A 12,677-nucleotide genomic window follows, 5' to 3' on the forward strand; every position below is an offset into this window, starting at 1 on the left:
CTCCTCTCATCAGTGATTCGTTCTATCAACCGGCACGCTATTTCAACTGTCCCTGCTGCCTCAAAAAGAGCGCCACATCCAGGTGCTCACGGCTCGGGTAGGCGGCACCCTCCAAATCGGCGAGGGTCCAGGCGATACGCAACACTCGGTCGTAGCCGCGCGCCGTCAGCGTTCCGCGGTCCACGGCGGCGTTCAGCTCGCCGGTGAGCTTCGCGTCCAGACGCAGCGGGCCGCGCAGAATCTTGCCGTTCATCTCCGCATTCGTCTTCAACCCGTACGGTTCCAGGCGCTCCCGCTGAGCCTGCCGTGCCGCCATGACGCGCTCGCGAATCTGCGCCGAACTCTCATTCACCTGACCGCCCGCAAGCTCCGTGGACGACACCTTCGGAACCGTCACATTCACATCAATGCGGTCCACCAGCGGGCCGGACAGACGCCCAAAATAGGCGCGACGCTCACGCGGAGCGCACGTGCACTCCGTACCGGTGCCCACGTTCATGCCGCAGGGGCACGGGTTCGCCGCCAGGATCAGCTGAAACCGCGCCGGATAGGTCGCCGACGCGCTCGAACGATCCAAGGTCACGGTCCCCGACTCCAGGGGCTGACGGAGCGAATCGAGCACCGTGCGTTTGAACTCCGGCGCCTCGTCGAGAAAGAGCACGCCGCGGTGCGCTTTAGACACACAGCCCGGGCGGGGAATGCCGCTACCGCCACCAAGAATCGCCGGCGCGGAGGCGCTATGATGCGGCGCCTCAAAGGGCGGCTGACGCACCAGCTCGCTCAGGTGCTCCCCCGCCGAGCAGAGGGAACGAATAGCGGTCACTTCCATCGCGGCATCATTATCGAGGGTCGGCAGGATGCTCGGCAGGCGCTCCGCCAGCATGGTTTTACCCGAACCGGGCGGGCCGGTCAGCAGCATGTGGTGGCCACCCGCGGCGGCAATTTCCAGAGCGAAACGACCCTGCGACTGACCGGCAACATCGCTCATATCCGAGGGAATTTCAGCCGGTTTCACCGCCGGGGCGCTCGCCTCCGTCTGCGGGGCGGGCGGGTAGGTCAGCTTCTGACTCTCAGCGCCGAGAGCGGCAAAGACCTCCGCCAGGCAGCGGAAACCGCTCACCTGCGCGCCGGGAATGAGCGCCGCCTCCTCAGCGTTTTCGGCGGGCACAATCACGCGGTGGTGACCGGCATCCACGGCTGCTTTGACCGCGGGCAGGATGCCCGGCACGGGACGTAGCGTTCCGTCCAGTCCCAGCTCGCCCAGGAAGACGCTATCGCCGCTGGGATGCAGTTTCTTCTCCGCCTGCAACGCCGCAACCACAATGGCAAGGTCGAACGCCGAGCCGCGCTTGGGTAGGGTCGCGGGGGTCAGGTTCACGGTGAGCCGGTGCTGAGTGAGGGTGATGCCGGTGTTCTTCGCCGCGGAGCGCACACGCTCTTTAGATTCGTTGAGGGCGGTATCGGGCAGTCCCAGCAGCACGAAGCCGGGTAGGCCCTGCGAGATGTCAGCCTCGACGTCAACAATATGCCCGCGCAAGCCAACCAGCGCCACGGAATAGGTGCGTGCGAATCCCATTACGCCACCGCCTTCAGATGCTCGAAGGTGAAGGTTTCGCAGGTTCCGGTCACCGCAATTGCGTCAATGCGAAAGCGCGGAAAATCCAGGTTCTCGCGCAGGCGGCACCAGAGAATCGCCAGCGAGCGCGTGCGACGCGCCTTATCGCGGTCAATGGACGCGAACGGGTGCCCAAAGTCTTCGCTGCTGCGGGTCTTGACCTCAACGAAAACCAGTTCGTCCTCGGGGTCAATGGCGATCAGGTCGAGCTCGCCGCGGATCTGTTCGTGTTCCAGCCCGGCGGGCGGTCGCCAATTCCTCTCCAGAATGCGGTAGCCGTTCGCTTCCAGGATGCGGGCGGTCAGCTCCTCGCCCCACCTGCCGACGCTGTGGGCGCGGGGCGGGGTTCGCTGGAGCTGGGTTCGCGGAGGCTGGGTGCTCTGGAGCAGAGGTCTGTTGGGTGCGCTTCGGGTTGCGGCGCGGGCTGTTATTCGGGCTGTTGTCATTGGTCTCTCCCCCGGTAGATAGCGGTAGTGCTTCTACTGTGCCCGCCGCGCACATGCCCGAATGCGGTTAACGAAAAACTGTGGATAACCTCGGCTCCCAGAAGGAATTAGAGGTTATCCACAGTCGGTTATTTGAAATTTTGGGGCATATTTTTCAAAAACGCCGCTCGGGTGCCGATTCGACGCGTCATATTCGCGCGGGTTCATCACCCAGCACTGCCACCCGGCAGCTCGGCAGCCGCGCGCTTACCCCCGGCAAGGCGGTAAATCGGGCGTGAGCTAGGCGTTAAAGTCCGGCATTTCCGGCACGGTGAACTCCTGGTTGGGCAGACGCTCCTCCACGTTCACGTCACGCACCGAGTAGGCGTGTACCTTCTTCACAAAGCGGTTGGAGCGGAATACATCCCACACCCACACGTCGCTCATGCTCACCTCAAAGTAGAGGGTGCCGTCCTGCACGTGCGGGGTGACGTCCACCTGGTTCGCCAGGTAGAAGCGTCGGTCGGTTTCTACCGCGTAGCTAAAGAGCGACATGACGTCTTTGTATTCGCGGTAGAGCGCCATTTGGGCGTCGGTCTCGTAGTTTTCGAGGTCTTCTGCGCTCACTACTCTTCCTTTCCTGGGCTTTTGTAGTACTGATTCAGCGGTGGCACGTTAGGCTTTAGCAGGCTTCCGAGGCGCGGTTTTCAGGAACACCGCGCACTCTAGCCGCGCTGTGCCGCAGCAGCCTCAATCTGCTCGGCGGTCGCCGGAAGCGACCATGACAGTCGATGCTGCGGGCTGGGGCCCTGCACGCTAATCGCCTCGCGGTGAGCGGCGGATCCGTAGCCCTTGTTCTTCGCCCAGCCGTACCCCGGGTAGCGGGCATCTAGCTGGACCATCAGTTCGTCACGTTCCACCTTCGCAACCACCGATGCGGCGGCGATGGAGGCGCACTTGTAGTCACCCTTAATGACCATGGTCACCGGCATCTGCGCGGGCTCATCTGCACCACCCTCACCTGCGCCTTCCCACGCCTGGGCGAGCAGTGCGTTGTAGTGTGCCTGCGCCGGGTCCGGTACCAGCGCGCTGAACAGGTCCTCCTGCGGAGGGGTGAACCAGTCGTGCTTACCGTCCAGCAGGGCGGCGTCGGCACGGTATCCGCGGCGCGCCAGTTCGGCGAGCGCACGCTGGGCGGCAAGCCTCAGCGAGAGGGGCATGCCGAGCCGGTCAATATCTGCCGGTTCCACGTGCCCGACCGCCACGGCGCACCACTGGCGGATTTCGGGAACCATGGATTCGCGGCGCGCCGGTGAGAGCGCCTTGGAATCGATCAGCCCGCCCACCTCGAGGGTGGCGTCCGGGGTGAGGATTGCGACGCCCACGGTGACCGGGCCCGCCATGGAGCCGCGGCCTACCTCATCGATTCCGGCAACCGTGCGGGCACCGGAGGCGAAGAGCTGCTGCTCGTACTCGAGGTCGGCGGCGGGCGGGGTTGTTTTCGCGGGCTTAGCTTGAGCGGGTTTCGTTGCGCTCTTCTGAGCGCTCACCATCATTGCCACGCTCGCTTATTCGCTCGGGGTGGAGGTCGGTGCGGGAATCGAGGAGAACACCGAGCTCTGATCCTGCAGCAGACCGAAGTGGTTCAGCGGCCACGCCACCACGAACACGTTACCCTGCACGTCGTCCTTGGAGATGAACGCGGTGCCGTCGCTAATGTGGTAGCGGGAGTCGGCGGAGTTGCTGCGGTGGTCACCCATGACGAAGTACTTGCCGGCGGGCACGGTCACCTTGAAGGGGACCTCCGAGGGCGGGTTGCCGGGGTACAGGTACGGTTCGGTAATCTCTACGCCGTTGACCTTGATTTTGCCGTTGCCGTCGCTTTCGACCACGTCACCGGGGGTGCCGATAACGCGCTTGACCAGGAAGTTCGAGGAGGTATCCGGCAGAATACCGGCGAAGGACAGGGCATCCTTGAGCGGGCTGCTGGACTTCTGGGTGGAGGGAATCCAACCCTGAGAGTCCTTGAAGACGATCACGTCGCCGCGCTTGGGCTCGCTAAAGTAGGAGCCCGCCACGTTAATGAACACGCGGTCATTGACCTGCAGGGTCTGCTCCATGGAGCCGGAAGGAATGTAGAAGCCGCGCAGCAGGAAGGTCTTGACCAGGAATGCGATGACCAGCGCGTAGAGGATGACGGTGCCACCCTCACGTGCCTGCACCCAGAGCCATTCGCCGAGGCGGCCTTCTTCCTGCGCCTGGGAGTAGGTCAGCTCTGCTTGTTCGGCGCGCTTTGCCTTGCGGCGTTCCTTGGGGGTCATTTCGGAGAAGTCCTTGGTGGTTTCCACGTCTGCGGTGTTCTCCTCATCGGCGGCTTCTTCGCGCTCGGCATTCTTCGCTGCGGCATTCTGCTCGGTAGCCGTCTTCTCAGCTGCTGCCTTCTCGGCGGCGAGGCGCGCGAAGTATTCTTCCATTTCGCGGCGCTCGCGGCGGCTTTGAGGCTGGTATCCCTCAGGGAAGGGGCTGGTGTTCGCAGTGTTCTTATCGTCTGCCATGCTGGAGTGAGCCTTTCGTTTGAGAGATACCTAGCTCGAGTGAAACGGTACCTAGCTATTGTATCGAGAGTGCTTGCGCTCTTGGGCTTTTATTTTCTGAGAGCGGCAAGGTTCTCAGAATATGCAAAAACCGCTCCTTGCCCGCGGAATGCGGTTGGGGAGCGGTTTGCAACAGAATTCTGTATCTATAAAGATTAGAACTCGCGCTTCTCGCGGATACGAGCAGCCTTACCGTGGCGGTCGCGCATGTAGTACAGCTTTGCACGACGGACGTCACCGCGGGTCACAACCTCAATCTTCTCGATGGAGGGAGAGTGAACCGGGAAGGTACGCTCAACACCAACACCGAAGGAAACCTTGCGGACGGTGAAGGTCTCGCGAACGCCTGCACCCTGGCGGCCAACGACGAAGCCCTTGAAGACCTGGATACGGTGGTTCTTACCTTCAACGATCTTAACGTGAACGTTCAGGGTGTCACCGGGGCCGAATGCGGGGATGTCGTCACGGAGGGACTTCTTGTCGAGGAAGTCAAGAGTCTGCATAGTTGTAGATCTCCAGAGTCATCTGCCGCAGGTCAAATAGACTCAGATTGCTCTGCCCCACTGCGGGACAGAAAACTTCATGCTTCGGACAGGATTGGTGCCCGAAGGTTGACATCGTTGGTCGCTCTCCCCCCTGCGGCAGGGGCGTGCCCGATGTCAACACAATGCTCCATTATCCCAATGCACCCGCGTTTATGCAAGCATCCGGGGAGCACTTTTAGAAGGGGGGTTCGTCACTCTGGGATGCGCCGCCCTGGGACGCACCGTTCTGCGCCGGAGCATACTGCTGCGTGTACTGAGGCGCCTCCTGCAACGGCGCGCCCGAGTGCGGCATACTCTGCTGCGTTGCGTCCTGCTGAGGCGCACCCTGCACGGAACCCTCGTTGACCGTGCGCTTCTCCACGGTGCGGGCGAAGGTGCTCGTACCGTAGTTCAGGTCGTGACCGATGCCGAGGGCATCCACTTCCACGGTGGTTCCCTGCGTGCCGTCTTCGCGGTTCCAGCGGCTAATGCGCTGGCGGCCACTCACAACCAGCGGTTGCCCCTTCTCAATGGAGGTGGCGATGTTCTGGGCGAGGCGGCGGTAGGCTTTCACGGTGTACCAGTTGGTGGTGCCTTCTTTCCAGGTGCCGGTGGCGTCCTGCCAGCGCGGGGTGCTGGCGAGGCGAAAGTTCACGACGGGCACCCCGTTGGGCAGGGTGCTCAGTGCCGGGTCGGAGGCGGTAAATCCGCGGATCAGGATGGTGTCGCTCATGGTTTCTCCTTAGAAACTAGTGGGTGGGTTCTTCCACCCTGCCAGGGCTGAGCTATCCCTGCACCCGGTGATTACCGCTTCTGTGGATAACCTCGCGTTTTACGGTTTTGGGCACCGCCTGTGGATAAAGTTTTTGAACTTTTCACCCCGTTTTTTCAAAATTTGCCCGCGAGCAACACACTCCCTGCAGAAATATGACGACCACTCCCCCGCCGGCATCACGCCCGCGACCCCAAAGCTACCTCCACAAAACCCCACCCCATCCGGCATCGTGACAGGTATCTCAGCATCGGGGCGGCTATTTTTGCCCTCAAGTTCACTATTTCAGCCCCGCGCCCTCTATCCTTGTTGATGCGGTGCACTCAGCCGCATCCCATCTACCCGCCTTGGAGAATCCGTGAGCAAAAAGCCCGCGAACAACAACCTGCCCTCCCTGCAGGAACTTCAGCAGCTACAGCGCAACCTACCCAAGCTGCCCGATTCGATGGACCCGCAGAAGAAGCGCCTCATATACGGTCTACTCGCCGTGCTTGCCGTGATTGTGCTGATTATTGGCCTGGTCTACGTGAGTAAGAACGGTGTGGACGGCCTGCTCGGTTCGGATGCGACGACCTCCGCCACCGACGAGGAAGAAACCACCGTTGCCACGGAAACCCTCGCTGAGGTCAAGAACCCGTACAAGGCAGTTGACCCCGCGACCGCGCTCGCACCGGATCTGGCGACCGCGAAGAGCGAGCTGGCTTCCCTGCAGGTGAAGGAACGCGCGTCGAAGGCTGGCTACTCTCGTGAACAGTTCGGCCCCGCCTGGGATGACGTTGACGGTAACAAGTGCAACACTCGCGACGACATTCTGCGCCGCGACCTGACCAACCTTCGTTTCAAGGTCAGGACCCACGCATGCACCGTAATTAGCGGAACGCTGGATGACCCGTACACCGGCAAGACCATCGAGTTCAAGCGCGGCAAGAAGACCTCTTCAGCTGTTCAGATTGACCACGTGGTGGCGCTGTCGAACGCTTGGCAGACCGGCGCACAGGATCTGACCGCGGAGCAGCGCCGCCAGCTGGCGAACGACCCGGAGAACCTGCTCGCAGCAGACGGCCCGGCAAACCAGCAGAAGTCCGATGCGGACGCCTCCGAGTGGCTGCCGAGCAACACCGCCTACCGCTGCACCTACGTGGCACGCCAGGTGCACGTGAAGGCGAAGTACAAGCTGTGGGTGACCGCGGATGAGAAGAAGGTTATGGAGCGCGTGCTCAACTCCTGCAAGGACACCAACCCGGCTAAGAAGTAATCCCAGCCAAGAAATAGCCTCCCGGCACCTCGCGGCACACCAACGCAAAAAGCATAAAGAAAACCGCCTCGCACCCTGAGTTTTGGGTGCGAGGCGGCTTTCTTATGTGGCGCCCCAGGAGGGAATCGAACCCCCGACCAAGAGATTAGAAGGCTCCTGCTCTATCCTCTGAGCTACTGAGGCCTTCCTCTAGGGTACATGAGAATTTATGCTTCTCATGCACCGCGCCTCTCACGCGGGGGCTGTTCCGTTGGGCAACTCATCCGGCTGGCGCGGCATCCATCGAGCGTGCCGGGAGCTTACACCGGGAGTTCGCGCTGGGAATTCACGCTAGGAGCCTACCTTGGCGGCTTCCCTTTCTGCCTTCTTCACATCGCGGCGGCGTGCACGGCGGCTTGATGCGCCGGGGAACAGCTGCCACCACAGGCGGATGGTGGTGCGGCGAATCTGCGTGGGGTGCAGGCTCACGTACACCAGGCGGCGGGTTGCCGGGTCGAGGGCGACCAGGTAGATGATGTAGCCCAGGCAGATGACGGTTGCGATGAGTCGGCCCATGTCCTGGTTGAAATCGCGCAGGTAGGGCGAGACGTTCAGCTGGTCGCTCACACCATACGCCATGAAGAACAGCGTGGTGATGAAGTACCACATGAGCTGGAAGTGCGAGCGCAGGCCGGTTGCGGCGAGCATCGGGATTGCCCAGAGCAGGTACCAGGGCTGAATCATGGGGCTGCACAGGAGCATGAACAGGATCGCGAGGCCGGCGTGGCGCACGATGTTGCGGTCGCGTCCAACGAATGCCATGGCTACTGCGCCGAGCATGCCGATGCCCTTGCCGACGGTCTCGATGAGCTTGCGGATGACCTCGAAGGCCTCACCTTGAACGAACAGGGAGGCGGCGCCGATGAGCAGGCCGAAGGGGGTGTACCAGATGTACTGGCCGCCGGTGGTGGACAGTGCCTTGATCCAGCCGAATTCCAGTCCGGTTACCCAGCCCATGAGCGCCATTTCGGCGAGCAGCAGCACGCCGGAGAGAGCCCAGAAGATGAACTTGCGCGGCCAGGAGGCGTTCTTACCCGCCCAGAGCAGACCCACGAAGGGCAGCACCACGAGGGCGAGCGGCTTGACGGCAACGCCGAGGGCTACGAAGGTCACGCCGAGCGGGCCACCCCACCAGGTGTCGCGGTAGCGCTTGGCGTAGTAGAGGCCGCCGAGCATGAACATGGTCATGAGCGAGTCGTTGTGGCCGCTGGCAATGAACGATGCGATGAACAGCGGGTTCGGGCCAATCTGCCAGAGAGCGCGGACCTGGTTGAAGCCGTGCGCCTGGGCGAGTTTTGCCACGTAGAAGAGGATACCGATGACCGCGAGCACAGAGAGCAGGCGGAAGTAGAAGAGGGAGAGGTCGATGTTCTCCCCCGCCAGGCGCACGATCCACTCTTCGAGCTTGAGGGAGACCGGTCCGTACGGGGGCGGGGATTCCGCCCACATGGGGTCCGCACCGTTCTGCATGAAATTCGAGATTTCAGAGACACCGTGCTTGTACGGGTTGAGGCCGTGCGCCATGACCATGCCCTGACCGTAGTAGGAGAACATGTCACGGCTGTAGATGGTGAAGGCGAAAACCTGCGGCAGGGACCAGCTGGTGATGACTGCAATCATCCAACGCATGGTGTTGGGTTCGTTCCAGTCGCCCATTTTCTGGTAGATTCGCAGCCATTCGCGGCACATGATCATAGCGCCGAGGGCGAGCATGATGATGCCGGTGATGACCCATGTGGCTTCGAATCGGATGGCTCGAATAATGTCGTAGCGCCAGAAGCTGGAGCTGTCGGCGAGCCAGCCGACGGCGTAGGAGCCGAGGGTGACCATGATGGAGCCGATGGTGCCGATAATCACCGTGCGCAGACGGTGGTTATTGACGTAGTCCAAGAGTTTGGGTGAGAGAGGTGCGTCGTGTGCGCCGGGGGTGGTGAGCCGGTGTGCTAGCTCCTTTGGTGCGCGCATAACTCCCTTTCTGTCTGCATCGTCGTTCTGGTTTTTATCATACCGGAGCCCTTGGACGCACTTGTGAGAATCACTGTTACGAAAGCGCTTGTGGACACGCATCGACTCCCCTACCTGTGTGTTTTTATGACATCGTGGGAGTCCGGTCGGCGGCGTTTAGGGGTAGAGTGGGAGGGTGAGTATTTCTAGTGAACGTATTGTATGGATTGACTGCGAGATGACCGGCCTGGACGTGGAGAACGACGCTCTCGTCGAGGTGGGCGTTCTGGTAACGGATGCCGATTTGAACATTCTGGGTTCTGGCGTTGAGTTCGTCATTAAGCCCGGTGATGAGTCTCCTGCCGGTGCGCTGGAGAATATGAATGACTTTGTGCGGTCGATGCATGAGGCGTCGGGTCTGCTACCCGATATTGAGCACGGTGTGTCGATGGATTACGCGCAGGAGCAGGTGCTTCGTTACATCAAGAAGTATGTTCCGGTGGCGGGCAAGGCGCAGCTGGGCGGCAACTCGGTGGGCATGGATAAGCGCTTCTTGGAGCGCTACATGCCCGAGGTCATGGCGCACCTTCACTACCGTGTGATTGATGTGTCGACCATTAAGGAGCTAGCGTCGCGCTGGTACCCGGCGGCTCGTCACAGCGCCCCGGCGAAGACCGGTAACCACCGCGCGCTGGGCGATATCAAGGACTCGATTGATGAGTTGAAGTATTACCGCCGCGCTATTTTTGTGCCGCAGGGCCCGGATGCGATTGCTTCGGCGCAGATTGCGCGTGAGGTGGAGGCTGAGCGTGCCGCACGCGAGGCGGCTGAGCGTGAGGCTGAGGCATCCGAGGCGTAAGCACGGCATGTAACGAGCATCACGGCTTTTTGATTTGGCAGGTTTCTGAATCTCCTGTACAGTAGTATCCGTTGCATATCGCAAGGGAAACCAAGCGAAGCACATGGTGGTCGTAGCTCAGTTGGCAGAGCGCCTGGTTGTGGTCCAGGAGGTCGCGGGTTCAACCCCCGTCGATCACCCCGATGGAAAGGGTCGTTATGGTTATCCGTAACGACCCTTTCGCTTACCCTCAATCCGGTTCACCCGCACACGGTGTACCCGGCAAGTTCCCACTCAACAGTTCCCGTTCAACACAAGCAAAGGATAATTCCGTGGCTATTCGCCCCATCGTTATTCACGGCAACCCCGTTCTGCACCGCCCCGCGGCACCCGTCACCGAGTTTAATGATGAGCTCAAGGAGCTCGTGGCTGACATGTACGAGACCATGGACGCATCCAACGGTGTGGGCCTGGCGGCACCGCAGATTGGTGTGGGCCTGCGCATCTTCACCTACAAGATGGAGAATGAGGACGGCGTTCCCCCGCGCGGCTGCATCATCAACCCGGTACTGACCCTGGGCAAGATTTCTACCGCTGACCCGGACCCCTACGAGGAGGAAGAGGGCTGCCTGTCCTTCCCCGGTTACGGCTTCCCCCTCAAGCGCGCCGAGTGGGTGACCGTGAACGGTCTTGACGAGCACGGCAACCCCGTCCACTTTGAGGCGACCGGCTGGTTCGCACGCTGCATGCAGCACGAGACCGATCACCTGGACGGCAAGCTGTACGTGAACCGCCTAAATAAGAAGTGGACCAGCAAGATGAAGAAGGTCGTGAAGAAGGAAGGCTGGACCGTCGACGGTAACTCGTGGATGCCCGGCGTGGATCCGGACCCGTTCGGCCACTAATCGCTGGCTCACCCAAGTTTCTAAGCCCCTCCAGCTTTCGGCAGAGGACTCTTAGACAGAGCTTAAAACGAAGACCGCGAATGCACTCTCAAGCGCATTCGCGGTCTTCGTTTTCCCATCAGCCGATGATGTTTTTCATCAGTCAACGGTAGCGTGAAACGGGTCATCCTATGAGCCGGGTTCTGTCTAAAACGCCGCCCGAAGGAGCGTTTTGAGGCAATCATCTATCTAGAACGTACGTTGCCGCACGTCTCAAGCAGCCTACCCGAATACGCACCCCACCTCCGTGAAGGAAGCTGAAGGGGATCGGGCGCACTACCCTACCATGGCGTATTCTGTTTGACCTTGCTCCGAATGGGGTTTACCTAGCCGGGCACGTCACCGCGCCCGCTGGTGGTCTCTTACACCACCCTTTCACCCTTACCGCGGCGAACCGCGGCGGTTTACTTTCTGTGGCACTGGCCTGCGGGTTACCCCGAGTGGATGTTATCCACCATCCTGTGCTGTGGAGCCCGGACTTTCCTCGAAGCACGTGTGCCTCGCGATTGCCCAGACGGCCCGTTTCACCCAACCTATTATACGCACACCCTTGGAGGTGGCTATTTTCCGGGTTCGTTTCGCGGGTGCTTAGGGGTACACGGGGGCACACTGGGCCTCGCGGGTGCGCTGTCGTCTCGCAACTACCCTGCGCCTCGTAGCTACCCGGCGTCTCACGGGTACACTGGAGAGATGCTGATTCTTCTTCCCCCCTCCGAAGGTAAAACCCCCGCCCCTGCCGGCAATGCGCCGGTTTCTTTCGCTGACCTCTCGTTCCCCGAACTGACCGCCGAGCGTGAGAGCGTCCTGGAGGAGCTGGCAACGGTTAGCTCGGGCCCCGATGCTCTCACGGAGCTCAAGGTGGGTGCTTCCCTCGCAGCAGAGGTGGAACGCAATACGCGCCTGCTGACCGAACCTGCACAGCCCGCGATCCGCACCTACACGGGTGTGCTCTTTGAGGCACTGGATTATGCGAGCTTCTCCCCCGCCGAACGCGATGCCGCGCACTGGTCGTTGCTGATTTCTTCGGCGCTGTGGGGTATTCTGCGCCCCGAGGACGCAATTCCCGCCTACCGCCTGTCGATGGGCGTGAAGCTGGGTTCGGTGGGTGCGCTTGCATCCTTCTGGAAGGGTGCGTTGGGTACCGCACTGGAGGCAACCGCGAAGGACCAGCTGATTCTGGATTGCCGCTCTGCAGCGTACGCGAAGTCGTGGGTGACTCCCCCGTCGCAGACTCTGGCGGTTCGCGTGGAGCGTGTGGCGGCTGATGGGTCGCGTAAGGTCGTCTCGCATATGGCGAAGCATTATCGTGGCTTGTTTGCGCGCTACCTGATTCAGTCGGGTTTGGCGGCTCGTCCTATTGATGGTTCTACGGCTGGTATTGCCGAATTTTTGGAGGCGATCAGCGCGGACTGGTCGGTGGAGTGCACCCTGCCGACGGCGCGTAAGGCAGGCGTTTTGACGTTGCTGGTACATGAGCAGTAGGTCGCCCAACTATTTGTTTTCGCCTATTTTTTGCATCATATTGAAAATTTTTTAACTATTTTTCTAGGGGCTTAAGTCTGTATTTCCCCCTGTAAAACCACATTTCCCCACATTAAGCGGGTAGGTTTTTGCGGGGCAGAAGACGGGTAGTGTCTATCTATCCGCCTTCTTTTTGTGCACAGAAGTGCTTATAGTATTAAACGTCTCGCCATTGGTGGCGGGTACATCACTCACTAGCATTCACA

Annotated in this window: 12 protein-coding genes, 2 tRNA genes and 1 other RNA gene; 5 read left to right on the forward strand and 10 right to left on the reverse strand. The window is 60.9% G+C overall.

From position 1 onward, the window contains the following. Window positions 1–37 precede the first annotated feature (37 nt). The 7 genes from HMPREF2894_RS04815 to HMPREF2894_RS04845 form a co-directional block, all read right to left on the reverse strand. Window positions 38–1,576, reverse strand: coding sequence for a YifB family Mg chelatase-like AAA ATPase (locus HMPREF2894_RS04815; protein WP_049349981.1), 1,539 nt, complete (start codon window positions 1,574–1,576; stop codon window positions 38–40). Further along, a complete protein-coding gene (locus HMPREF2894_RS04820) occupies window positions 1,576–2,061 on the reverse strand; it encodes a YraN family protein (protein ID WP_005506258.1) in 486 nt (161 codons plus the stop codon). The genes HMPREF2894_RS04815 and HMPREF2894_RS04820 overlap by 1 nt, the downstream gene beginning before the upstream one ends. Before the next feature lie 279 nt (window positions 2,062–2,340). Then, window positions 2,341–2,667, reverse strand: coding sequence for a DUF2469 domain-containing protein (locus HMPREF2894_RS04825; RefSeq protein WP_005506259.1), 327 nt, complete (start codon window positions 2,665–2,667; stop codon window positions 2,341–2,343). Between the two features lie 98 nt (window positions 2,668–2,765). Further along, window positions 2,766–3,602 carry a ribonuclease HII gene (locus HMPREF2894_RS04830; protein ID WP_070666729.1) on the reverse strand — a complete coding sequence of 279 codons (837 nt, stop codon included), beginning with the start codon at window positions 3,600–3,602 and terminating at the stop codon, window positions 2,766–2,768. A gap of 6 nt (window positions 3,603–3,608) precedes the next feature. Continuing rightward, complete coding sequence (gene lepB, locus HMPREF2894_RS04835) at window positions 3,609–4,595, reverse strand: signal peptidase I (protein ID WP_070666732.1); 987 nt, start codon at window positions 4,593–4,595, stop codon at window positions 3,609–3,611. A 194-nt stretch (window positions 4,596–4,789) separates the two neighbouring features. Then, on the reverse strand, window positions 4,790–5,137 hold the full coding sequence (rplS, locus tag HMPREF2894_RS04840) for a 50S ribosomal protein L19 (RefSeq protein WP_049337710.1): 348 nt from the start codon (window positions 5,135–5,137) through the stop codon (window positions 4,790–4,792). Window positions 5,138–5,354: 217 nt separating this feature from the next. Further along, window positions 5,355–5,891 carry a single-stranded DNA-binding protein gene (locus tag HMPREF2894_RS04845; protein WP_070678054.1) on the reverse strand — a complete coding sequence of 179 codons (537 nt, stop codon included), beginning with the start codon at window positions 5,889–5,891 and terminating at the stop codon, window positions 5,355–5,357. 397 nt (window positions 5,892–6,288) lie between these two features. Between HMPREF2894_RS04845 and HMPREF2894_RS04850 the strand changes: the two genes are divergently transcribed. After that, window positions 6,289–7,185 (forward strand): HNH endonuclease family protein, encoded by an 897-nt coding sequence (locus HMPREF2894_RS04850; protein WP_049337713.1) that lies wholly within the window; start codon window positions 6,289–6,291, stop codon window positions 7,183–7,185. Between the two features lie 107 nt (window positions 7,186–7,292). Here the strand turns inward: HMPREF2894_RS04850 and HMPREF2894_RS04855 are convergent. Together HMPREF2894_RS04855 and mptB are read right to left on the reverse strand one after the other, a co-directional pair. Beyond that, window positions 7,293–7,368, reverse strand: a tRNA-Arg gene (locus tag HMPREF2894_RS04855). 147 nt (window positions 7,369–7,515) lie between these two features. After that, the gene (gene mptB / locus HMPREF2894_RS04860) at window positions 7,516–9,189 is read right to left on the reverse strand and encodes a polyprenol phosphomannose-dependent alpha 1,6 mannosyltransferase MptB (protein WP_049337714.1); all 1,674 of its coding nucleotides are present in this window, start codon (window positions 9,187–9,189) and stop codon (window positions 7,516–7,518) included. 175 nt (window positions 9,190–9,364) lie between these two features. Here mptB and orn point away from each other — a divergent pair, with 175 nt between their 5' ends. From orn to def, 3 genes are all read left to right on the forward strand, one after another. Further along, window positions 9,365–10,027: an oligoribonuclease gene (orn, locus tag HMPREF2894_RS04865; protein ID WP_049357078.1), complete on the forward strand. Its 663-nt coding sequence runs from the start codon at window positions 9,365–9,367 to the stop codon at window positions 10,025–10,027. A 106-nt stretch (window positions 10,028–10,133) separates the two neighbouring features. Further along, window positions 10,134–10,206: transfer RNA gene (locus HMPREF2894_RS04870), tRNA-His, on the forward strand. A gap of 132 nt (window positions 10,207–10,338) precedes the next feature. Next, on the forward strand, window positions 10,339–10,911 hold the full coding sequence (gene def / locus HMPREF2894_RS04875) for a peptide deformylase (protein ID WP_049334074.1): 573 nt from the start codon (window positions 10,339–10,341) through the stop codon (window positions 10,909–10,911). Between the two features lie 155 nt (window positions 10,912–11,066). Here the strand turns inward: def and rnpB are convergent. Then, window positions 11,067–11,472, reverse strand: an RNA gene (gene rnpB / locus HMPREF2894_RS04880) — RNase P RNA component class A. Between the two features lie 168 nt (window positions 11,473–11,640). Here rnpB and HMPREF2894_RS04885 point away from each other — a divergent pair. Next, a complete protein-coding gene (locus HMPREF2894_RS04885; protein WP_070666735.1) occupies window positions 11,641–12,432 on the forward strand; it encodes a YaaA family protein in 792 nt (263 codons plus the stop codon). Window positions 12,433–12,677: the final 245 nt, after the last annotated feature.

Source organism: Rothia sp. HMSC066G02, from assembly GCF_001813145.1.
Classification (GTDB): Bacteria; Actinomycetota; Actinomycetes; order Actinomycetales; family Micrococcaceae; genus Rothia.

Bases quoted from the DNA above. Each gene is read 5' to 3' on its own strand.
- HMPREF2894_RS04815 (WP_049349981.1), bottom strand. From the start codon at position 1,576: ATGGGATTCGCACGCACCTATTCCGTGGCGCTGGTTGGCTTGCGCGGG.
- HMPREF2894_RS04820 (WP_005506258.1), bottom strand. From the start codon at position 2,061: ATGACAACAGCCCGAATAACAGCCCGCGCCGCAACCCGAAGCGCACCC.
- lepB (WP_070666732.1), bottom strand. From the start codon at position 4,595: ATGGCAGACGATAAGAACACTGCGAACACCAGCCCCTTCCCTGAGGGA.
- rplS (WP_049337710.1), bottom strand. From the start codon at position 5,137: ATGCAGACTCTTGACTTCCTCGACAAGAAGTCCCTCCGTGACGACATC.
- HMPREF2894_RS04845 (WP_070678054.1), bottom strand. From the start codon at position 5,891: ATGAGCGACACCATCCTGATCCGCGGATTTACCGCCTCCGACCCGGCA.
- mptB (WP_049337714.1), bottom strand. From the start codon at position 9,189: ATGCGCGCACCAAAGGAGCTAGCACACCGGCTCACCACCCCCGGCGCA.
- HMPREF2894_RS04885 (WP_070666735.1), top strand. From the start codon at position 11,641: ATGCTGATTCTTCTTCCCCCCTCCGAAGGTAAAACCCCCGCCCCTGCC.